25 protein-coding genes and 3 tRNA genes are annotated in these 20,320 nt (G+C 59.8%); 6 read left to right on the forward strand and 22 right to left on the reverse strand.

Going from position 1 to position 20,320, the window contains the following annotated elements; genetic code table 11:
* Nucleotides 1–72: 72 nt before the first annotated feature.
* From ACRAUW_RS09815 to ACRAUW_RS09835, 5 genes are all read right to left on the reverse strand, one after another.
* Nucleotides 73–149: transfer RNA gene (locus ACRAUW_RS09815), tRNA-Val, on the reverse strand.
* Nucleotides 150–167: 18 nt separating this feature from the next.
* Nucleotides 168–244, reverse strand: a tRNA-Val gene (locus ACRAUW_RS09820).
* A gap of 13 nt (nucleotides 245–257) precedes the next feature.
* Nucleotides 258–334, reverse strand: a tRNA-Val gene (locus ACRAUW_RS09825).
* A gap of 159 nt (nucleotides 335–493) precedes the next feature.
* Entirely contained in the window at nucleotides 494–1,873 is a 1,380-nt protein-coding gene (locus ACRAUW_RS09830; protein WP_431362132.1) for an MATE family efflux transporter, read from the reverse strand.
* 147 nt (nucleotides 1,874–2,020) lie between these two features.
* Nucleotides 2,021–2,227: a YaeP family protein gene (locus ACRAUW_RS09835; protein WP_005345813.1), complete on the reverse strand. Its 207-nt coding sequence runs from the start codon at nucleotides 2,225–2,227 to the stop codon at nucleotides 2,021–2,023.
* Between the two features lie 132 nt (nucleotides 2,228–2,359).
* Here ACRAUW_RS09835 and ACRAUW_RS09840 point away from each other — a divergent pair, with 132 nt between their 5' ends.
* A complete protein-coding gene (locus tag ACRAUW_RS09840; protein WP_431362133.1) occupies nucleotides 2,360–2,977 on the forward strand; it encodes a riboflavin synthase subunit alpha in 618 nt (205 codons plus the stop codon).
* Nucleotides 2,978–3,118: 141 nt separating this feature from the next.
* Here ACRAUW_RS09840 and ACRAUW_RS09845 read toward each other — a convergent pair whose 3' ends face one another.
* The 4 genes from ACRAUW_RS09845 to ACRAUW_RS09860 form a co-directional block, all read right to left on the reverse strand.
* The gene (locus ACRAUW_RS09845) at nucleotides 3,119–3,322 is read right to left on the reverse strand and encodes a CPXCG motif-containing cysteine-rich protein (RefSeq protein ID WP_005336871.1); all 204 of its coding nucleotides are present in this window, start codon (nucleotides 3,320–3,322) and stop codon (nucleotides 3,119–3,121) included.
* Nucleotides 3,323–3,594: 272 nt separating this feature from the next.
* Nucleotides 3,595–4,254 (reverse strand): hexitol phosphatase HxpB, encoded by a 660-nt coding sequence (hxpB, locus tag ACRAUW_RS09850; protein ID WP_431362134.1) that lies wholly within the window; start codon nucleotides 4,252–4,254, stop codon nucleotides 3,595–3,597.
* A gap of 124 nt (nucleotides 4,255–4,378) precedes the next feature.
* On the reverse strand, nucleotides 4,379–5,557 hold the full coding sequence (gene purT, locus ACRAUW_RS09855; protein ID WP_431362135.1) for a formate-dependent phosphoribosylglycinamide formyltransferase: 1,179 nt from the start codon (nucleotides 5,555–5,557) through the stop codon (nucleotides 4,379–4,381).
* A gap of 85 nt (nucleotides 5,558–5,642) precedes the next feature.
* Nucleotides 5,643–6,488 (reverse strand): DMT family transporter, encoded by an 846-nt coding sequence (locus ACRAUW_RS09860; protein WP_431362136.1) that lies wholly within the window; start codon nucleotides 6,486–6,488, stop codon nucleotides 5,643–5,645.
* A 271-nt stretch (nucleotides 6,489–6,759) separates the two neighbouring features.
* Between ACRAUW_RS09860 and ACRAUW_RS09865 the strand changes: the two genes are divergently transcribed.
* Nucleotides 6,760–7,347: an FMN-dependent NADH-azoreductase gene (locus ACRAUW_RS09865; protein WP_431362137.1), complete on the forward strand. Its 588-nt coding sequence runs from the start codon at nucleotides 6,760–6,762 to the stop codon at nucleotides 7,345–7,347.
* 136 nt (nucleotides 7,348–7,483) lie between these two features.
* On the opposite strand, the gene ACRAUW_RS09870 is transcribed toward ACRAUW_RS09865, so the two are convergent.
* The 4 genes from ACRAUW_RS09870 to ACRAUW_RS09885 all read right to left on the reverse strand — a co-directional run bounded on the left by ACRAUW_RS09870 (nucleotide 7,484) and on the right by ACRAUW_RS09885 (nucleotide 9,866).
* The gene (locus ACRAUW_RS09870) at nucleotides 7,484–7,663 is read right to left on the reverse strand and encodes a hypothetical protein (RefSeq protein WP_431362138.1); all 180 of its coding nucleotides are present in this window, start codon (nucleotides 7,661–7,663) and stop codon (nucleotides 7,484–7,486) included.
* A gap of 163 nt (nucleotides 7,664–7,826) precedes the next feature.
* A complete protein-coding gene (locus ACRAUW_RS09875) occupies nucleotides 7,827–8,015 on the reverse strand; it encodes a DUF4250 domain-containing protein (RefSeq protein WP_431362139.1) in 189 nt (62 codons plus the stop codon).
* 1 nt (nucleotide 8,016) lies between these two features.
* On the reverse strand, nucleotides 8,017–8,481 hold the full coding sequence (locus ACRAUW_RS09880; protein WP_033112507.1) for a MarR family winged helix-turn-helix transcriptional regulator: 465 nt from the start codon (nucleotides 8,479–8,481) through the stop codon (nucleotides 8,017–8,019).
* Nucleotides 8,482–8,651: 170 nt separating this feature from the next.
* Nucleotides 8,652–9,866 (reverse strand): UPF0149 family protein, encoded by a 1,215-nt coding sequence (locus tag ACRAUW_RS09885; protein WP_431362140.1) that lies wholly within the window; start codon nucleotides 9,864–9,866, stop codon nucleotides 8,652–8,654.
* Nucleotides 9,867–10,077: 211 nt separating this feature from the next.
* Between ACRAUW_RS09885 and ACRAUW_RS09890 the strand changes: the two genes are divergently transcribed.
* Both ACRAUW_RS09890 and ACRAUW_RS09895 read left to right on the forward strand, forming a co-directional pair.
* Nucleotides 10,078–10,941 carry a CvfB family protein gene (locus ACRAUW_RS09890; RefSeq protein WP_431362141.1) on the forward strand — a complete coding sequence of 288 codons (864 nt, stop codon included), beginning with the start codon at nucleotides 10,078–10,080 and terminating at the stop codon, nucleotides 10,939–10,941.
* The gene (locus ACRAUW_RS09895) at nucleotides 10,942–11,253 is read left to right on the forward strand and encodes a DUF1289 domain-containing protein (protein ID WP_431362142.1); all 312 of its coding nucleotides are present in this window, start codon (nucleotides 10,942–10,944) and stop codon (nucleotides 11,251–11,253) included.
* Nucleotides 11,254–11,308: 55 nt separating this feature from the next.
* On the opposite strand, the gene ACRAUW_RS09900 is transcribed toward ACRAUW_RS09895, so the two are convergent.
* Entirely contained in the window at nucleotides 11,309–11,632 is a 324-nt protein-coding gene (locus ACRAUW_RS09900; protein WP_245096831.1) for an HI1450 family dsDNA-mimic protein, read from the reverse strand.
* Between the two features lie 147 nt (nucleotides 11,633–11,779).
* Between ACRAUW_RS09900 and ACRAUW_RS09905 the strand changes: the two genes are divergently transcribed.
* On the forward strand, nucleotides 11,780–11,908 hold the full coding sequence (locus ACRAUW_RS09905; RefSeq protein WP_267511908.1) for a hypothetical protein: 129 nt from the start codon (nucleotides 11,780–11,782) through the stop codon (nucleotides 11,906–11,908).
* 3 nt (nucleotides 11,909–11,911) lie between these two features.
* On the opposite strand, the gene mtgA is transcribed toward ACRAUW_RS09905, so the two are convergent.
* The 5 genes from mtgA to minC form a co-directional block, all read right to left on the reverse strand.
* Entirely contained in the window at nucleotides 11,912–12,703 is a 792-nt protein-coding gene (mtgA, locus tag ACRAUW_RS09910) for a monofunctional biosynthetic peptidoglycan transglycosylase (protein WP_179903825.1), read from the reverse strand.
* Complete coding sequence (locus ACRAUW_RS09915) at nucleotides 12,688–13,014, reverse strand: HI1450 family dsDNA-mimic protein (RefSeq protein WP_431362143.1); 327 nt, start codon at nucleotides 13,012–13,014, stop codon at nucleotides 12,688–12,690. Before ACRAUW_RS09915 ends, mtgA begins: the two co-directional genes overlap by 16 nt.
* A 197-nt stretch (nucleotides 13,015–13,211) precedes the next feature.
* On the reverse strand, nucleotides 13,212–13,478 hold the full coding sequence (minE, locus tag ACRAUW_RS09920) for a cell division topological specificity factor MinE (protein WP_005336848.1): 267 nt from the start codon (nucleotides 13,476–13,478) through the stop codon (nucleotides 13,212–13,214).
* A gap of 2 nt (nucleotides 13,479–13,480) precedes the next feature.
* Complete coding sequence (gene minD / locus ACRAUW_RS09925) at nucleotides 13,481–14,293, reverse strand: septum site-determining protein MinD (protein WP_431362144.1); 813 nt, start codon at nucleotides 14,291–14,293, stop codon at nucleotides 13,481–13,483.
* Nucleotides 14,294–14,311: 18 nt separating this feature from the next.
* The gene (gene minC, locus ACRAUW_RS09930; RefSeq protein WP_431362145.1) at nucleotides 14,312–15,025 is read right to left on the reverse strand and encodes a septum site-determining protein MinC; all 714 of its coding nucleotides are present in this window, start codon (nucleotides 15,023–15,025) and stop codon (nucleotides 14,312–14,314) included.
* 108 nt (nucleotides 15,026–15,133) lie between these two features.
* On the opposite strand from minC, the gene ACRAUW_RS09935 reads away from it, so the two are divergent.
* A complete protein-coding gene (locus tag ACRAUW_RS09935) occupies nucleotides 15,134–15,412 on the forward strand; it encodes a YcgL domain-containing protein (protein WP_431362146.1) in 279 nt (92 codons plus the stop codon).
* 406 nt (nucleotides 15,413–15,818) lie between these two features.
* Here the strand turns inward: ACRAUW_RS09935 and asd are convergent, their stop codons facing one another.
* The 3 genes from asd to ACRAUW_RS09950 all read right to left on the reverse strand — a co-directional run bounded on the left by asd (nucleotide 15,819) and on the right by ACRAUW_RS09950 (nucleotide 20,273).
* Complete coding sequence (asd, locus tag ACRAUW_RS09940) at nucleotides 15,819–16,931, reverse strand: aspartate-semialdehyde dehydrogenase (protein ID WP_431362147.1); 1,113 nt, start codon at nucleotides 16,929–16,931, stop codon at nucleotides 15,819–15,821.
* A 361-nt stretch (nucleotides 16,932–17,292) separates the two neighbouring features.
* Nucleotides 17,293–18,600, reverse strand: a complete 1,308-nt coding sequence (locus ACRAUW_RS09945) for a D-amino acid dehydrogenase (protein ID WP_431362149.1) — start codon at nucleotides 18,598–18,600, stop codon at nucleotides 17,293–17,295.
* A gap of 152 nt (nucleotides 18,601–18,752) precedes the next feature.
* Nucleotides 18,753–20,273 (reverse strand): cryptochrome/photolyase family protein, encoded by a 1,521-nt coding sequence (locus ACRAUW_RS09950; protein WP_431362148.1) that lies wholly within the window; start codon nucleotides 20,271–20,273, stop codon nucleotides 18,753–18,755.
* Nucleotides 20,274–20,320: the final 47 nt, after the last annotated feature.

The raw sequence follows: 20,320 nt of genomic DNA on the forward strand, positions 1-20,320 counted from the left end.
CCACCGACCCCCACCATGTCAAGGTGATGCTCTAACCAGCTGAGCTAAGGACGCATAATCAGTGTTCTGTGATGGTGCGTCCTAGTGGATTCGAACCACCGACCCCCACCATGTCAAGGTGATGCTCTAACCAGCTGAGCTAAGGACGCATAATCAGTGTTCTGTGATGGTGCGTCCTAGTGGATTCGAACCACCGACCCCCACCATGTCAAGGTGGTGCTCTAACCAGCTGAGCTAAGGACGCATCACAGAAAAAGTGGTGGGTTTAATTGGATTCGAACCAACGACCCCTACCATGTCAAGGTAGTGCTCTAACCAACTGAGCTATAAACCCACTTTCTCTTACTTCACTACGCCAGCGCTGCTGACGTGGTCGGCATACTACCCATGCCCCCCAAGGCTGTCAACAGGCCATATGCACAAAGGAGACTGTTTGCCCAGTTCTTGCGCAGCCTGTTGATTTTGCAGGCGAGTTGTCGCTTGTCAAGCCCTGTTACTGGGCTCGCGACAGGGTAGTGCAGGCTTCCGGAGTGGCAAAACGGCCATAGATGTAGCGCAATCTCGCCCCCAGCATCAGGGCCGCACTGGTGAGGCCGACGATAAAGCCGATCCAGAAGCCTTGCGGCCCCATCCGCGGCACCAGCCAGTCGGTCAGACCCAGGATCATGCCGGTGGGCAGCCCCAGTCCCCAGTAGGCGACGATGGTGACGTAGAAGATCGCCTGGGTATCTTTGTAACCGCGCAGCGCGGCGGCCGCGACCACCTGCACCGAGTCGGAGATTTGATAGATGGCGGCGAAGAACAGCAAAATGGCCGCCAGGACGATCACCTGCTGATCATCGGTATAGATGGAGGCGATCTGCTCGCGCAGCAGCACCGTCAGGGCTGCGGTGAGGGCGGCAATGCCCATTCCCAGCAGCAGGCCGGTGCGGGCTGCGACCCGGGCGTGATGAGGCTGACCCTCGCCGATGCTGTGGCCGACCCGGATGGTCACGCCCACCCCTATGGAGAGGGGCAACATAAAGACCAGGCTGGAGAAGTTCAGCGCAATCTGGTGGCTCGCCACCGTCTCGGCACCGAAAGGAGCCAGCATCAGGGCCACCACGGTAAACAGGGTCACCTCGCAGAAGATCGCCATGGCGATGGGGAACCCTAAGCGGAACAAGCGCCAGATCCTGCTACCGTTGGGGCGAGCCAGCTGGGAGAAAAGCCGGATCTCGGTGAAGTGGCGGGAGAGCTTCACGTAGAGGATCATTGCCAACAGCATGGCCCACAGCACGATGGCGGTGGCCACGCCACAGCCGACCCCGCCGAGTTTGGGCATGCCGAAGTGACCGTGGATGAAGATGTAGTTGGCGGGGATGTTGACCGCGAGTCCGACAAAGCCGATCACCATGGTGGGCATGGTGTGGGAGAGTCCCTCGCTGAAGTTGCGCAGCACCTGGAACAGCACGAAAGCGGGCAGACCCCACAGGATGGCATGCAGATAGCCAGTGGTCTTGGCGGCCATCACCGGCTCCACATCCATGAACTGCAACGCCAGCGGGCTGTAATAGAGGGCGATCATCGCCAGCGGGGTGACGATCAGTGCCAGCCAGAAGCCCTGATGAACGGCCGGGCGAATGGCTTCGCGTTTACGGGCGCCATTGAGCTGGGAGACGATGGGGGTGAGCGCCATGATGATCCCCTGCACCAGCAGGATCACCGGTAGCCAGAAGCTGGACGCCACCGATACGGCGGCCAGATCGACCGCACTCACCTGTCCCGCCATCACGGTATCGACGAAGTTCATGGCGACCTGGGCCACCTGGGCGACCAGAATGGGGCTGGCTAGACGGACGAGCTGCTTTGCCTCGGACCAATAACGTTGCACTGACACCTCCGAGTGGATCAGATAAGAGTAAAAAGAGCGGAAATCGGGAAGAGCCTTTGCACTTTCGGACGAAAGTGCAAAGGGTGGGGGAGGCATTCTAGCCTGAAATTCAGACAGGACGAAATAGTTGCCACCCAGGGGACAGGATCAAGCGTCTTCGTGATCGCTGATCAGCAGGTTGGCAGCGGCATAGGCAGCTTGCTCGCGTAGCTCGGCGGGTACCCGCTCATCGGCGGCGACCGCGTTGAGGGCGCGGATGGTGGCGGCGATGGCGTTTGGCACATAGCCCTGCTCGCCGGAGCCAATCTGGTTATAGGCGATGCGGATCGCTTCACAACATTGATATACCTGCATTTCTTTTTCCTTGTTTACCCGGATGTGAACGGCGTCACTATAGCGATCGGGCGCAAGCTTGTCAGCCTGTACCCTTGTCTCACCCTCTGCCCGAGGTTAACCTGCCCTTTTTGCCGTAGCAGGAGACGAGAGATGTTCACTGGCATAGTGCAGGGGACCGCCGAACTGGTGGCCATCGAGGAGCAACCCAACTTCCGTACCCACGTGATCCGCATGCCAAGCCCGGCGTGGGGGGAAGGGCTGGCCCTCGGTGCCTCGGTGGCTCACAACGGCTGCTGTTTGACCGTCACCCGGGTCGAGGGGGAGCTGGTCACCTTTGATCTGATGCAGGAGACCCTGCGCCTCACCAACCTCGGCCTGTTGCAGGTCGGGGACAAGGTCAATGTGGAGCGGGCTGCCCGTTTTGGTGACGAGATCGGCGGTCATGCCATGTCTGGCCATATCATCGGTATGGCAGAGGTCACCTCGGTGATCGACACCCCCAACAACCGTCAGGTGTGGTATCGCCTCGCCCCCGAGTTGATGAAATATGTGCTGACCAAGGGTTACATCGGCATCGACGGCATCAGTCTGACCATAGGTGAGGTGCGCGAGCGGGAGTTCTGCGTCCACCTGATCCCCGAGACCCTGGCCCGCACCAATCTGGGTTGGGTAAAGGCGGGCTGGCAGACCAATATCGAGATCGATCCCCAGACCCAGGCCATCGTCGATACGGTGGAGCGGGTGCTGGCGGCACGCGGGGGTCACTGAAAGGAAAACGGTACGGCTTCAATTGCCTCATAAGCAAGGGCCTGCAGTGTGCAGGCCCTTGCTATTTACATGGTGAAAATATCCACTCAACTTTCTATGACTCGCAGTCAAAATATCTGCTCGGCCCTTTGCGACTCGCAATCAAAACAGTTGCTCGTCATCCGCATCTACAAAGAGTTGCAGGCAGTCGCGGGCTTCGTCGCGGTGGAGCCGCAGGTGGATCGGATTGCAACAGGCCATGCAATCTTCGTAAAACTCCTGATCACCCTGGCTGGCATCCAGCTCGACCCGGGTATGGTGACCGCAGTGGGGGCAGACGATGCGTTTGCTGGTGTACTCGATCATGATAACCTCCTCGGGCCCTGAGGCTGCCTGTCTACCCTGATTCTAGTCGGGCTGCAGGGGGTTAACCGCGAGCAAACGCACGTTTATGACAGAGATCAAGCCTGAGGGATGGCAAGGTGCAATCGGTTGGACTGGTCGTGTGCGAGAAGGGCAATCTGGCTGCGAATGACGAGTGAAAAAGAGAGAGATTGCCAACGGTTGTCAGGCAATCACAGGGGGCTGGAACCCCCTGCGGGTATGAGAACGCGAGCGCAGCAAGGCGCCGATAGGCGCTACTTGACCCAGCTGGCCAACATTTCGCTATTGAGTTCGGCCAGCGAGCCGAGCTGGTAGTTGGCGATGGCCAAGCGTGGGTCACCCACTAAAGCGGGATCTGGCACGATCAGCGCAGTCATGGAGGCCGCCTTGGCCGCCAGCAGGCCGGTAAAGCTGTCTTCGATGGCCAGACAATGAACTGGCTCTACCCCCAGTTTCTCGGCGGCGTGGATATAGACATCCGGGTGCGGTTTGCCGAAACGTTCCACTTCTGCGGAGTGCACCGCCATAAAGCGATCGCGAATGCCGAGTTTGCCGAGCACCGCTTCTACCATGGCAAAGGGGGAGGAGGTGGCCAGACCCACTTTCAGCCCGCGGGCTTCCATAAGGTCGAGCGCCTCCAGCACGCCAGCCTTGGCCTGACCTTCGGAGAGGATCAGGGCGTTGACCTGATCCAGAATGCGCTGTACCACCTCGTCCTGGCTCGGGCCGCTCCACGGGCGCAGGCGATACCAGTGGGCGACCAGTTGATCGATGCGCACGCCGATGGTCGATTCACAATCCTCTACCGTGTGGGGGTGACCCAGTTCGGAGAAAACGGCGATCTGGGCCCGTTGCCAAAAAGGTTCCGAGTCGATCAGAACACCATCCATATCGAAGATCACGGCAGCTAACATCTTGTACTCCTGACAAATTTGAAGAGGGGATTATAAGCCTGACAGGGAAATGCAAAAGGGGCATTGCCATGCCCCTTGCGCCCGATCACATCGGCAAACGTTTGTTTTGCTGTGGCAAAAAAACTTAGAACAGCACCTCAACCCTGGCGGCCACGGCTTTGGCTTTTTCCACCGCATCCTGACAATCCTCTGCGCGTGCCAGCGCCAGGCCGAGACGGCGGCGACCGGCGATCTCCGGCTTGCTAAACAGTCTCAATTGGGCTCCTGGTGCCTTGGCAAGCGCCTCGCCAATCCCCTGATAGCGGATGTCCTGGCTGTGCCCTTCGCGCAGCACCACGGCAGAGGCGCTCGGCCCGTACTGGGTGATGGTGCCGACCGGCAGCCCCAGAATGGCGCGCACATGCAGGGCGAACTCGGAGAGATCTTGCGAGATCAGGGTCACCATGCCGGTATCGTGGGGTCGCGGCGAGACTTCGCTGAACCACACCTCGTCGCCCCTGATAAAGAGCTCGACCCCGAACAGGCCGTAACCACCGAGGGCCTCAATCACCTTGGCCGCTACCTCTTTGGAGCGGGCCAGCGCCAGTTCGCTCATCACCTGTGGCTGCCAGGATTCGCGGTAGTCGCCATCTTCCTGACGGTGGCCGATCGGCTCGCAGAAGTGAATGCCATCGACGGCGCGTACCGTGAGCAGGGTGATCTCGTACTCGAAGGGAACGAAGCCCTCGACGATCACCTTGCCACGACCGGCGCGGCCGCCTTCCTGGGCGTAGGTCCAGCTCTCATCAAGCTTGGCGAGATCGCGCAGTACGCTCTGTCCCTTGCCGGACGAGCTCATTACCGGTTTCACCACGCAGGGCAGACCGATGGCCTCGACCGCGGCGACAAACTCCTCCTTGCTCTGGGCAAAGCGGTAGGGGGAGGTAGGCAGGCCCAGGGTCTCGGCGGCGAGGCGGCGGATCCCCTCCCGGTTCATGGTGAGCTGGGTAGCACGGGCGTTGGGCACTACCTTGACCCCTTCTTGCTCGAGAGCGGCCAGTGTATCGGTGGCGATGGCCTCGATCTCGGGGATGATGAGGTCGGGTTTGATCTCGGCGACCAGCTCGCGCAGGGCGGTACCATCGAGCATATCCAGCACCCGGGCGGCATGGGCCACCTGCATGGCGGGGGCATTGGCATAGCGGTCGGCGGCGATCACTTCGATGCCGAAGCGCTGCAACTCGATGGCCACTTCCTTGCCGAGTTCGCCGGAGCCCAGAAGCAGGGCGCGGGTGGCGCCGGGGCGGGTTGCGGTTCCAAACATACGATCTCTCCTGATGTCGTTGGTCATGGTTGATGATCGCTATCGCACGAATAGCGGGCAAAAAAAGAGGCACGCATGGCGTACCTCAGGAAACGGATGGTCGGGCGCGTTGCTCCAGATGGGTCAGCAACGTGATGGCGCCAATGATGATGGCGGCGCCAAGCCACAGTCGGCCGGGGGGCGCCCAGCCAAACACCAGCCAGCCTGCCAGTACGTTCATCGGCAGCTTGGCAAAATCAAAGGGCTGGATGAAGGAGGCCTCTGCCACGCTGTAGGCGCGGGCGATGGACATCTGGGCCAGCGCCGTCAGCACACCGGAGGCGACCACCAGCAGCCATTGGCTCTCGCTCGGCCATTGCCACTGTGGCAGTGCCAGCATGGCGTTGAACGGGGTGCTGAAAATAAGCAGGTAGACGACGATGGTGTGGGACGATTCGCTCGCTGCCTGATAGCGCACCAGCAGGGAGTAGCCAGCCCAGAACAGCGCTGCCGCTACCGGCAGCAGGGAGGCCCAGCTGAAATCATCAGTCCAGGGGGCGAGGATCACCATGGCGCCGACAAAGCCGGAGAGAGTGGCCACGATGCGAGCACGGCTCACCTGCTCTTTGAGAAAGAGAGCTGATCCCAGAGTCGCAAACAGCGGTGAGGTCATCAGCAGGGCGATCCCCTGCCAGATGGGGACGGGGTACGCCAGCGCCCAGAGCCAGAGCTGGATGCCGACTACCGCCAGCAATACCCGCAACAGGTGCAGCCGGAACTGATTGGTCATCAGGGATTGGCGCAGGCCGTGACGAACCAGCCAGGGCAGCAGGCAGATCAGGGCGATCAGGTATTGATGGAAAGCGACTTGGGTCGATGGGAGGCCAAGCTTGAAGCTGACATACTGGCTCAGGCTGTTGACGGCGGCGAAGCAGAGTCCTGCCACCATCATCCAGATTGCACCGGCCAGAGGAGAGTGCTTGCGCGAGGGTATCATGGGATCCGGGTCGCTGGAAAAAAGTGCGGCGGATCATAACGGCAATCGTTTGTTCTGCCAAGGGTTGAAGCGCGGCCGCGAGGCTGGCTGGCGAGGAGGTGGCCTTTCATCAAAAATTTTGAATAAGTTGAGCATCTATTTTCGCTATCAGCAAATAAGCACAATGTTTAGAGTGACCTCCATCGACAGCAACGCTGTTCAACCGACAACCAAGTGGAGTTTCACCATGGCCAATATCCTCGTACTCAAATCCAGCATCCTGGGTCAATATTCCCAATCCAACGCCCTGATCGACGGCTTCCTGGCTGACCATCAGGATGATGCCGTCACCGTGCGTGATCTGGCGGCCCTCAACCTGCCGGTGCTGGATGGCGAGCTGGCCTCCGGCCTGCGCGGTGGTGACAACCTCAATGAACGTCAACTGGCGGTGATCGCCCAGTCTGACGAGCTGATCGCCGAGCTCAAAGCGAGCGACTTGGTGGTGATTGCGGCCCCCATGTACAACTTCAACATCCCGACCCAGCTGAAGAACTGGATCGATCTGGTGGCTCGCGCTGGCGTCACCTTCCGCTATACCGAGACCGGTCCGGTCGGTATGGTTGAAAATACCCGTGCGCTGGTGATCAGCCCCCGCGGCGGCATGCACGTTGGCAGCGCCACCGATCTGGTGACCCCCTACATGCGTACCGTGCTCGGTTTCATCGGTATCAAGGAGGTGGATTTCATTTACGCCGAAGGGATGGGGATGGGACAGGATGCCCAGAGCAAGGGGATGGAAGCGGCCAAAGCGCAGCTTGAGGCTCTGGCTATCTAAGGGCTTTCTATCCCGCCATAGACTTTCTCCTCAAGGGTGGCCCCGCCAAACAAAACAACGCAGCCATCAGGCTGCGTTTGCTTTTGGTTCGGTGATCTCGTTAGAAGCGAGCCATCTAAAATCTTTGGCGGAGTCGTTACTCCAACATAAAGCGGCGACAACCGCTCAAGAGTAACAGCGCCACTGCGACTAGCAGACCAAGCAGCAGGGTCGTCAGCCACTGTTCGGTACTTTGCGGCAAGTGGGGCGTGAAGAGGCTGATCATCAACAGGGTACAGAGCGTGATCAACAGGCGCTGTCGGGTCATCAATATCATGGGGTCATCCTTGGTTTGCTCACCTGAAACGATTTTAATGCCCTCTTGTCACAGGCTGATGTATCCGTACATCACCCTGTTGGGGCTCTTCAGACCATATCAGGTTTTTACCGCAGAGCCAGCGCCATCACTGGCGCTGTGATCCCGATCCCGCTAGCTCTCTTTATCTGAACTGTTTCTGCGCTGGCTGGTAGTGAAAATCGCCGCTGGCGAGCCGCGCTTCCAGTGCTACCTGATCGATCTCCTGCGCCTTGCAGAGGTCTTCCAGATCATCGTAACGATCACGCAGCTGCATATTGATCAGGCTCAGCAGCATGTTGACGTCCATGGTGGCAAATTTCTTCAGATCCATCCTATTTCTCCTTGTCGAGGGAGTGCAGCTGTTCGATGGCCGCGCTGACGCTGTGCAGATGCTGGCGGATCGCCTCGCGGGATTCACTGGGCAGGTAGTCGGTCAGGGTATGCTGCCAGCTGCCCGCTTCGCTCTTGAGCTGCTGGAACAGGGCGAGGCCGCTATCGGTCAGGGAGACCAGGCTGATTCGCTTATCCTGCTCGCTGTTTTCGGTGAAGATGATGCCTTTTTCGGCCAGACGGCGGATCTCGCGGGAGATGCGCACCTTGTCCATGCCGCTCGCTTCGACCAGCTCTTTCTGGCTGATGGGGTAGTTGGGGCCGAGCACCATCATCAGACGCCACTGGGGGACGGTCAGCTGGTAACGCTGTTCGTAAAACTGCTCGAAGGTATCCCGTAGCATTTCGGCGGCATGTACCAACTGATAGGGCGGGTAGTGAGCGAGTAACGCTATGATTTTTGACATATTACACCCTGCTGTGACGGCTGCATCAGATGCAGTTTCTTTTGATACTTTGACATTGATGATACGAAACTCAAGCGAGTTTGTCTGACCCGGTTGCGATGAAATGTGCGGTGACGCACGCCATCAGACAAAAACCGGGCCAGTTCGCCGGGATTTTAATCCGGAAGTGGTCAGCCCTTGCGCAGCCAAAGCAGGGCGCTCTGCTTGAGCCAGGCCTCGCGGGTGTGCATGGTGTAGAGGGCAGCCTCATCGCGGCTGCCCGCCTGCCAGCTCATCGGCTCCTGCTTTGGCAGCTTGCGCTGACCGAGCAGACAGGCCGGAACGTGCGGGTTGGCATTGATGGCGGCCAGCAGATGGGGTCTGGCGGCATCCGCCCCTTCGCAGGCAAAGGTCATCAGGGCGCGGTTGTAGAGCAACCAGCTGGAGGCCTCGTCGAAACGCACCAGCAGCTCGGCCAGCGCCTGCCAGTCGCCCTGCAGGGCGTAGAGGGAGGAGAGGTTGTAGCGGCAACCCAGCTCGTCGGGGATGCAGATGGCCAGCAGTGCCAGATACTCCTCCCTGGCCTCGTCCAGCTTGCCAAGGCGTAGCAGGCAGTCGGTACGACCGGCACGGGCCGCCAGCAAGGGGCGCACTTCCGGCGCACTCCAGCCATGGCCGCCCAGCTGCTGCCAGACGCTGGCATCAAACAGCGGGTTGGCGTCGGCGATGATCTTCTCGAACCAGCCGAGGCGGGCCTGATGATCCCGGCAGTCATCCGCCAGCTCGAACCAGCGTTGCCACTGCTGGGCCTGCTCGCTGTCGAGGGCTACATCGGCGCTCGGCGCGGCCTGATACTGATCGAGCTGGAGCAGCTGGTTGAGGGCGGTCTTCATGTTCTGGCGCTGGCGTTTGCAAAACTCGACAAAGGGGAGCTCGCTGGCGGCGGCGCTATAGAGCATCTGCGCCATCTGGTTGTCGCGAAACAAGCTCAGCTCGGCGGCCAGGCTGAAACGGTACTGGGTAGTCGGGTCGTTCAAATCCTTTGGCTTGGGCCAGGTGGCAAAGCCCTGACTGAAGCCGTAGCACCACTGCCCGAGCGGGTGGCTCTGTTCAAAGACCTGTTCCGGGTTGTCGGTAGGGAGGCGGCATTGGCTCGGCAGGGCCAGCTGGACTTCATCTGCCTGCGCTTCCAGCTCGGCGATCAGATGGGTGAGGGCCTCGCCACTCTTTTCATCCAGCTCGGTGTCATGGGGCAACAGACCGGCCAGCGGGGCCTGCCAGTCAGGGGCATCCGGCCCGACCAGACGGGCACACAAAAAGCCGTGCAGAGCGGGATAAGTCATCGCCTGCTGACTGTGGGTCTGGATCCATTGATTGAGATGACGGGTACGAGTGGATGGGTTCATCGACAGTTCCTCTGGATTTGAACAGCCGCGAAGTCTACCTAAATGTGGGGGTATTTGCAGCAAAGGGACGGTTGAATGGCGATTATATCGCCATCGGCCGGTCAGAGTGAGGCGAGGGGACTAGGCCGGATCACCCCTCTTGGGGTAACATGCGCGGCCATAGGGGCCGTGATCCAGCCGGCCCGTCCGGGTAATGAAAAAAGAGAGCACCATGATACAGATTGGCAAGATGAACACCCTCACCGTCGTTGAACTCGAAGATCGCGGCGCCTGGCTGGCAGCCGACGAATACGGCGAGCTGCTGCTGCCCAAGCGTCAGCTTCCCGAGGGGATCAAGGAGGGAGAGAGCGTACAGGTATTCCTCTATCTGGATGCCGACTGCGAGCCGGTCATCACCACCGACAAGCCCTTCGCCATGGTGGACGAGTTTGCCGGACTGAAGGTGGTCAACGCCAACAAGATCGGTGCCTTCCTCGACTGGGGCATGAAAAAGGATCTGTTTGTGCCAAGCCGCGAGCAGAACAAGCCGATGCAGGTGGGCCACGTTTATCTGGTGCGTCTGCAACTGGATAACGAAGGGCGCATGGTCGGCACCAGCCGCATCGAGCGTTTCCTGACCCCGGCCGGCAGCAATTTCAAGGTCGGCGACGAAGTGACCGCCCTGCCGGGTGAACACTCTCCCCTTGGCATCAAGGTGATCGTCAACGGCCAGTATCCCGGCATGCTGTTCAAGAACGAAGTGTTTGGTCGGGTGATGACCGGTCGGCCGCAAACCGCCTGGGTCAAGCAGGTGCGCGAAGATGGCAAGCTGGATCTGACTCTGCAAAAGCCGGGTCTGGCGCGGGTCGATGACGCCGGTGAGCGTATTTTGAGCCGGATGAAAAAGCAGGGTGGCAGTCTTGCGGTGGGTGACAAGAGCGAACCCGAGCTTATCTACAAGCTGTTCAGCATGAGCAAGGGCACCTTCAAGAAGGCGATCGGCGGCCTCTACAAGCAGGGCAAGATTGTCATCGAAGATAACGCCATTACCCTGACCGAGGGGGGCGCTGCAGCCCAGAGCGGGGAGCAGGAGTAAGTGCCGAGTCCCTGCATTGGGCTTTGCAAGGCAAAGGATGGCCTCTGCCTTGGCTGCGGTCGCACCCTGACCGAGATCGGCCACTGGTCGGCGATGGATAGCAAGGCCCAGCTGGCGGTGATGGCCGAGCTGGATGGCTCGAAAAGCACCCACCGCTGCCCGGGTTGTGGCGAACCGGCCTATTGCGCCGTCTCCGCCGGTCAGACCATTGCGCAGTGCTGGTGTAGCCAGTTGCCGGTATTGCCGATGCAGGAGGCCAGCGCTTGCTGGTGCCGCCGCTGTCTGGCCAAGGCCATCGCGGCGCAGGATTAGCAGAGAACAGCAATAAGAGTGCACAGAAACAAGAAAGGCGCCGATGGCGCCTTTTTTATGCCTGCTGCTGGCGATGCCAGCGCACATGCACATGATCTTCAGTCAGCAGACGGGGCAGCAGGAAGGTGGCGAAGATCACCTCAAACTCATCCTGATGATCCAGCAAACCGACCCACACTTCGACCCAGCGTTCCATATCGACCGGCTCACCCAGCTCGGTCGACCAGTCGGCATTGGGCAGGGTCGCCTCCACGGCGCCACGCTGCTCAAACTCCAGGGTGATGTCGACTATTTGTTCGGGGGCCAGCATATCGGCGGCCTGCTCAAGAAACTGATCATAGGCCCATTCGACCAGCTGATCCGGGGTACGCTGTTCCATGAAATCACTCCAGATACATCGAGGTTCGCTACTGTAACAATTATTGGCTGTGGCGGCCAGACCAGTGCGCCGAGCGTGGCTGGCCTGTCCAAGTTGCCGTTGGGGGAGTATGGTTAAGGCGCGGATCATCTGGCTGGGAGTGAGGGGATGAAGCAGCGGGGACGGCGGCAACAGATCAAGCGACGGCGCGAGGCCTGGTGGTGGCACTATCTGCCGCTTCATCGTGAGACGGTGGGCGGCCATCTGGGCCCACCGGAGAAATCCGATGAGCCCTGAGGATCAGTCGGCCTGATGCACCCGATTGAGGGTGATCTGGCCCAGTTGACCCATTTGGCGGCGGATCCAGACCGAGCGCTTCTGCACATAGGGTGACGGGGGCTTGACCCGATAGCGCCACGGATTGGGCAGAGCAGCAGCCAGCAGGGATGACTCGTAGCGGGTCAAGCGGCTGGCCGGTTTGCCAAAGTAGGTGCGGGCTGCGGCTTCGGCGCCATAGATGCCGGGGCCGAACTCCACGATATTGAGATAGACCTCGAGAATGCGGGCCTTGTCCCAGCCCAGCTCCATCAGCAGGGTAAACCAGGCCTCCAGCCCCTTGCGCAGGAAGCTGCGATCACTCCACATAAAGAGGTTCTTGGCAGTCTGCTGGCTGAGGGTGCTGGCGCCGCGCACCCGTTCGCTGTGCTGGTTGTGTTTGAGCGCGGCGTTGATGGCATCCATGTCAAAGCCGTTGTGATCGGCAAAGCGCTGATCCTCGGCGGCGATCACCGCCAGTTGCAGCTCTTTGGAGATGGACTCCAGATCCACCCATTCATGGCGCACCTGGGTGATCTTGGCGGGCGGAAACAGAGCACGCTCGATACGCCAGCTCCACATCGGTGGATCGATAAAACGCAGCAAGGCGACCGAGCCGACCGAGCAGAGCAGCCCGGCCAGCGCGATCTTGCCTGCCCACCTCAACACCCGGCGCCCAAGCGATGCAGATGGACGCTCAGGGGCCACAGAGTCAGGGTCAGACTCCCACTGATAGTGGCTGGGATCATCGGGATCCGGAATTATTGGGGCAGCCATTCGATGTGGCAGAACTTCTCGTCAACACGGCGGGAGAGCAGCATGCGGGCAAACAGGTGCTCATACTCTTGTTCTTCATTGCCAAGACCTATCCAGATCTCGGCATAGTCGGTGTCGCTCACCGCAAAACCCACGTCCGCTTCCCAGTCATCGGCCGGGTCGGTTTCGGCCAGCAGGCCGTGGTCGTTGAACTCCTGGTTGAAGCGGGCGATCTCCTGCTCCGGCAGGTTGTCAGAGGCCAGCTCCATAAAGAGTTCGAGGGCGGTATCGAGCAGTTCCTCGACGCTGTGCATTTCGTCATTCATAGACATAAGCGGTCTGTTCCAGAAAAGAGAAAAAGGTGCCGACGCAGATCACCGCCTGCGGGGCGGCGCTATTCTAGCGGTCGGCAGACCCCTTGGCGAGATGAGGCGAGCCGCTGTGATCTGTTTTTGTGCCAATAAAAAACCGGATCCAGTAACAGGATCCGGTCTTCATTGGGGGAAGGGATCACGCATAGGGCGTCAGCTCATCCCTTCTTGTCATCGGCGAAGGTGATGTTGAGCTCCAGTACCGACAGCTCATCACTCTTCTGATCCAGTTGGACGGTTATCTTCTCCGGATCAATGTTGACGTATTTGCGGATCACATCGAGGATATCCTGCTTGAGCTGGGGCAGGTAATCCGGCCCCCCTCTGGACGAACGCTCGTGAGCAACGATGATCTGCAACCGCTCTTTGGCCAGTTGTGCGGTGTTCTGTTTCTTGTTGGAACGAAAATAATCCAATAATGACATGGTTAACTCCCGAACAGTCGGCTAAAGAAGCCCTTCTTCTCTTCTTCCAGAAAACGAAATTCCTTGGCATCACCCAGCAGACGGGACACCGCATCATCATAGGCCTGGCCAGCATCGGACTCTTTGTCCAGAATCACCGGCTCGCCGGAGTTGGAGGCGCGCAGCACCGCCTGTGACTCCGGGATCACCCCGAGCAGTGGAATGGCCAGGATCTCCTGCACGTCCTGCACACTCAGCATGTCGCCTCGGTTTACGCGGGTCGGGCAGTAGCGGGTCAGCAGCAGGTGCTCCTTGATAGGATCTTCGCCACGCTCGGCGCGCCGAGACTTGGAGGCCAGAATGCCGAGGATGCGGTCGGAGTCACGTACGGAAGAGACTTCCGGGTTGGTGGTGACTATCGCCTCATCAGCAAAATAGAGGGCCATCAGGGCGCCCGCCTCGATTCCCGCTGGCGAGTCGCAGACAATGTAGTCAAACTTCATCTCGGCCAGTTGCTCCAGCACCTTCTCGACACCCTCTTTGGTAAGGGCATCTTTATCCCGGGTCTGGGAGGCTGGCAAGATAAACAGGTTCTCGCAACGCTTGTCCTTGATCAGCGCCTGATTGAGGTTGGCTTCCCCGTTGATGACGTTGACGAAGTCGTACACCACGCGTCGCTCACAACCCATGATGAGGTCCAGGTTTCGCAGACCGATGTCAAAATCGATGACCACGGTTTTGTGGCCACGCTGGGCTAAACCGGTACTCAGAGCCGCGCTGGTTGTGGTCTTGCCAACGCCACCTTTACCCGATGTAACGACTATAATTCGCGCCATTCTCGCTTCCTTGTAACTCTATTTGATACGGTCTATACGGAGTTGTTCATTATCCAGCCGGACGTGTACCGGTTGCTGGATCAGGCCTGTCGGCAATGCATCGCTCAGCTGGAAGGTGCCAGCGATGGACAGCAGTTCGGCCTGCAGTTGTTGGCAATAGATCCGGGCCTGGGGGTTGCCCTTGGCACCGGCAATGGCTCTGCCACGCAGGGTGCCATAAATATGAATGCTGTCGTCGGCGAGCACTTCGGCTCCCGGACTGACGGACCCCAGCACCACCAGCGAGGTGCCGGCGGCGTAAATCTGCTGGCCGGAACGAACCGGTCCCACATGTACCTTGCTCGGGATCAAGGGGGCGGGTTCGGGCTCGGGAACCACCTCAGGAACGGCTGGCGCTGGGGCTGGCTCGGGTTCGCTCTTGCGACTCTTGCCCGAGGCCATCACGGCGAGGCCTACCGCCTTGGCGGCTGTCTTCATCTCTTCACTGCGCGCCCCCGTGATGCCGACCAGCACAAATTCTTCGGACTCCACCAGCTCCTTTAGCTGTTCAAAGTCGGGGATCTGTTCCAGCCGGGAGACATTGATTACCAGTGGCGCACAATTAAAAAAGTAGGGTGCTTGGGCCACTTTTTCGGCCAACAACTGACGGATTCGCTCTGGCTCGCCATCGCTGATATGCAACACAGAAATAGTGAAGGTAGTCCCTTTCAATTCGTTATCGCGCTCAACCATGAATCTTCCCCGAGGCAGAGATGCTAATCCGTTATTGTTATTCAATTCCTGATGTTATAGTTTGCCCCCATCAGAGGCAAATAAACTCGTTGGATTATATCAATTTCCATGTTGTGTGCAGTCTATAAAAGTCGCAAAAAAGCCGAGACCTACCTTTTTGTAGAGAGAAGGGAGGATTTTTCCCGCGTTCCCGAACCCTTGATGGCGGTGTTTGGCCGCCCGGAACTGGTATTGATGACCAAACTGGCCCCTGGCAAGTCCTTGGGACTGGCAGAGGTCGGCAAGGTCATGGAGGCGTTGACGACACAGGGATTCTACCTGCAGGTGCCACCGCCCCCCGAAAACTTGCTGGAGCAGCATAAGGCCAGCTTGAAAAAATCATTCTGAATATCCAGCCCCGCTGTCTGCCGAGCGGGGCTAATTCTTTGTGACTCTGCATGACGCATTCCGGCCCGGTGAGGTAGAGTGTGATACACCCGTGACAGGATCTGGCCAAATTACACGATCCCTTTGGGAATATTCACTTTCACTGTGTATAAAAAAGTCAATCTGTGCTCAACACCATATCGTCAGCCTTTGCTGGCGCTCACAAAAATAGCGATTGGTGCGTTCCTATAACACCTTGCAACGCTCCTTGGAGCATTCATCACTTATTTTCAGCCGCTTCCCAGTTCCCTGTGTCAGGATAGTTGTTGCCTGATCTGATTTATTTAACAAGGGCGGAAAAGACAAGCCATGAAAAAGGGCGGGGAGAGTGGCTCCCCGCCCTTGTTGTTTCTGCATCTGTAGCGGATTAGCGCGCCAGCAGGATACGCAGCATGCGGCGCAGCGGCTCGGCGGCGCCCCACAGCAGCTGGTCACCCACGGTAAAGGCGGCCAGATACTCCGGGCCCATATTGAGTTTGCGCAGACGACCGACCGGGATGCTGAGGGTGCCGGTGACGGCAGCCGGGGTCAGCTCGCGGGCGGTGATGTCGCGATCGTTGGGGATCACTTTCACCCAGTCGTTGTGGGCAGCCAGCAGGGCTTCGATCTCAGCCAGCGGCACATCCTTTTTCAGCTTGATGGTGAACGCCTGGCTGTGGCAGCGCAGGGCGCCGATCCGCACGCACAAACCATCCACCGGAATGACGGCGTTCTCGATACCCAAAATCTTGTTGGTTTCGGCCTGACCCTTCCACTCTTCACGGCTCTGGCCGTTGTCGAGCTTGGTGTCAATCCAGGGGATAAGGCCACCGGCCAGCGGTACGCCGAAGTTGTCTACCGGCAGAGTGCCGGAGCGGGTCTTCTCGGTGATCTTGCGTTCGATATCGAGAATGGCGGAGGCGGGGTCTGCCAGCTCAACTGCTACTTCGTCACGCAGTATCCCCATCTGGGTAACCAGCTCGCGCATATGGCGGGCACCGCCACCGGAGGCGGCCTGATAGGTGGCCACGCTCACCCACTCCACCAGATCGGCCTTGAACAGGCCGCCGAGGGCCAGCAGCATCAGGCTGACGGTGCAGTTGCCGCCAACGAAGGTCTTGATGCCATCCTCCAGGGCCTGCTCGATGACGTCGCCGTTGACCGGATCCAGAATGATGACGGCGTCTTTCTCCATCCGCAGGGAGGAGGCGGCGTCAATCCAGTAACCCTGCCAGCCAGCGGCTTTCAGGCGCGGATAGACATCCTTGGTGTAGTCGCCGCCTTGGGCGGTGATGATGATATCCTGCTTGGCCAGCGCCTCGATATCGAAGGCGTCCTGCAGAGTACCGGCATCGACGCCGAAGTTGGGAGCGGCCTCACCGGCCTGGGAGGTGGTGAAGAATGTGGGTTGAATATGGGTGAAATCCTGCTCTTCCTGCATCCGGCTCATCAGAACCGATCCCACCATGCCACGCCAACCGACCAAACCTACTTTTTTCATATTGTCCTACCCTGGATTGCTGCTAAAGAAACTCGTGGTGACACCCGTATCCCCTTGTCTGGCGATGCCTGTTTACAAGCGGTTTACAGGCCATTTAAAAAATATGCGCTGCGAAAAATGCGTCTATCCACATTACGGATTGTGGCGGCTTGCGCAAGTCGAATTGCGCAATATTCTGTGCCGTTTGCTGCATTAACCGGCTGCCAGAGCACCGCTCAGGCAGACGGGCAGGGAGAAAGTCAACATCAGACGAAAAGGCCACCGTTTTTGGCGGTGGCCTGTCAATAAAGCGGTTGAGAACGTCCTCTGCTGTTGTCTGAGGGCGTAGTTGGCGAGTGAAACAGCCCGACCTGTTATGCGCTTAGCCGTAACGGGCCAGGGTGAGCCCCTCATCGCTGATGGCGGGCTCGCTGCCACTGATAAGATCGCACAACAACTGACCCGAACCGGCCGCCATGGTCCAGCCCAAGGTGCCGTGGCCGGTATTGAGCCAGAGGCCGGGAATGGGGCTGGGCCCTACCAGCGGGGTGCCATCCGGCGTCATGGGGCGCAGACCGGTCCAGAACTCGGCTTGGCTGATATCGCCCCCCTCGGGGAAGAGATCCCCCACCACCATCGCCAGAGTGTCGTGGCGTCTCGGATTCAAGGCGAGGTTGTAGCCCGACAGCTCTGCCATGCCGCCGACCCGGATCCGCTCGTCAAAACGGGTGATGGCCACCTTGTAGGTCTCGTCGAGCACGGTACTGCGCGGCGCGGCCTCGGCGTTGATCATCGGCAGGGTGAGGGAGTAGCCCTTGACCGGATAGACCGGCAGTTCCAGCCCGAGCGGGCGCAGCAGCGGCCGCAAAAAACCGGTGGCATAGCTGCCGAGCGCACAGACGATGGCATCGGCGCGATAGCGCTGCTCGCTCGCCCGCACCGCCACGGCGCGGCCGCGGGCTTGCTCAATCTCGTCGATGTCGCAGTTGAAGACGAACTTGACCCCGAGCTTCTCGGCTTCAAGGGCAAGGGCCTTGGTGAAGCGGAAGCAGTCGCCGGTCTCGTCGCCAGGCAGACGCAAGCCGCCGACGATTTTGCCGCGTACCCTTGCCAGCGCAGGCTCTGCCGCTTCGCAGCCGCTGGCATCGAGGGATTGGTAGGGGACGCCATACTCCTCCAGCACCTCGATATCGCGCTGACTGGCATCGAGCTGGGATTGGCTGCGAAACAGCTGCAGAGTGCCGAGCTGGCGCCCTTCGTAATCGATGTTCAGCTCGTCGCGCAGTGCCTTCATGCAGTCGCGGCTGTATTCGGCCAGACGCACCATGCGCCCCTTGTTGGTGGCATAGGCGGTCGGGGTGCAGTTGGCGAGCATTCTGAGCATCCAACGCAGCTGGAAGGGGTCGGCGGTGGGGCGCACCGTGAAGGGGGCATGCTTTTGCAACATCCACTTGGCGGCCTTGAGGGGAATGCCGGGGGCTGCCCAGGGGGCCGCATAACCGGGGGATATCTGCCCGGCGTTGGCATGGCTGGTTTCAAGGGCGACGCCATCTTGTCGCTCCAGCAGGGTCACCTTGTGACCCGCTTTGGCCAGATACCAGGCGCTGGTTACCCCAATCACGCCGCCACCGAGAACCACTATCTCCATATCGTCTTTCCTTGACTGATCTCCTGATGTGGCCACCACCATAATCAGCCGCCACAGGATATTCAACCGCTCTGCGCAGGATTGGGATCTCCGTCTGCTTGCCTGTCACAAGTTGGTGTTTGGTGCGATGGTGAGCCTGATTGCCAGCGTAAAGCGCTGTTGTCAGAGGGCATGTGTCAGGGGGTATGGCCCGCTTACAACTGCTCCAGCTGGATCAGGTACTGCTCCGCCGTCGCCAGAATGGCCTGCTGCTGCGCTGCGGCTTGGCCATCCCAGTTGGCATAGGGGAGGGCGAGGCGAGGGTTGTTGCCGAGCTTGTCCCGATTGCGCCAGAGAAAGTGCCAGTAGAGGCTGTTGAAGGGGCAACTTCCGTCGCCGTGGCGGGCTTTGACCTGATAGTGGCACCCCTTGCAGTAGTGGCCCATTCGCTCGAGATAGGCGCCGCTGCTGGCGTAGGGCTTGCTGCCCATCAGGCCGCCATCGGCAAACTGGCTCATGCCGCGGGTGTTGGGCAGCTCCACCCACTCGATGGCATCCACATAGATGCCGAGATACCACTGATCAACCTCATCGGGGGCGATCCCCGCCAGCAGGGCAAAGTTGCCGGTCACCATCAGCCGCTGGATATGGTGGGCGTAACCGTGCTCAAGGGATTGGTTGATGGCGTGGCGCACGCAGGCCATCTTTGTTTCTCCATTCCAGAAGAAACCGGGCAGCGGCCGCTTGGCCCCGAGAAAATTGGTCTGCTGATAGTCGGGCATCTTCTCCCAGTAGAGGGCGCGGACAAACTCGCGCCAGCCGAGGATCTGGCGGATAAAGCCTTCTACCTGCGCCAGCGTGATGGTGGCCTGATTGGCCTGCCAGTGGGTCTCAGCGGCGCGGATCACCTCAAGCGGATGAAGCATCTTGCTGTTGAGGGAAAACGACAGGCGGCTGTGAAACAGGCTCCAGCCCCGCTCGCTCAGGGCATCCTGATAGCGGCCAAAGTGGGGCAGGCAGTGGGCCAGAAAATGGGCCAGCAGCTCGCGACTCTGGCGCCGGGTGATGGGCCACGGCAGCTTGCTGGCATCCGCCTCGCCTATGGTACTGACCCCGTGGCGGGTCAGCATGGCATCAATCTCGCTCACCTCGTTGGCAAAGGTGAGGGGGGCCGGGATCGGCTGACGCTCCGGCAGCTTGGCGCGGTTCTCGTCATCAAAATTCCAGCGCCCGCCAAGGGGTTGGCCGCGCTCATCGAGCAGCACCCGGTATTGCTTGCGCAAGGCGCGGTAGAAGAACTCCATCCGGCTGTGGGGATAGCACTGCCAGCCATCGCGGGGGGTGAGAAAATGCTCGTTCTCCACCTCGGTGGCAGGGATGGCCAGGCCCGCCGCCCAGCTTTTCAACTGGCTTGCGAGGCGCCACTCGTCCGGGCTCTGCCAGGCAACGCTGCTGGCCTGATGTGCTTCGAGTTGAGCCTCCAGCAAGCCGGGCAAATCGGGCCAGCGGGCGCTCTCATCAAGGGTCAGGTAACAGACGCGGTGGCCCGCTTGGGTGAGGGCCGCTGCGAAGGCGCGCATGGCGGCAAAGAAGGCCAGCACCTTCTGGCGATGGTGGTGGCAGTAGTCGGTCTCCTGACGCAGCTCCGCCAACAGATAGCAGATCGCCGGATCCGGGGTGCGAAACCAGCTGTGAGCGGCGTTCAGCTGATCGCCGAGAATCAGGCGCAGCTCCATCAGACTCGATCCTCCTCAGGTTGCTGGCAGCTGTGACGAGCGTGGCG

Origin of the sequence: Aeromonas sp. (genome assembly GCF_050633025.1) — a bacterium.
In the GTDB taxonomy this organism is placed as follows: domain Bacteria; phylum Pseudomonadota; class Gammaproteobacteria; order Enterobacterales; family Aeromonadaceae; genus Aeromonas.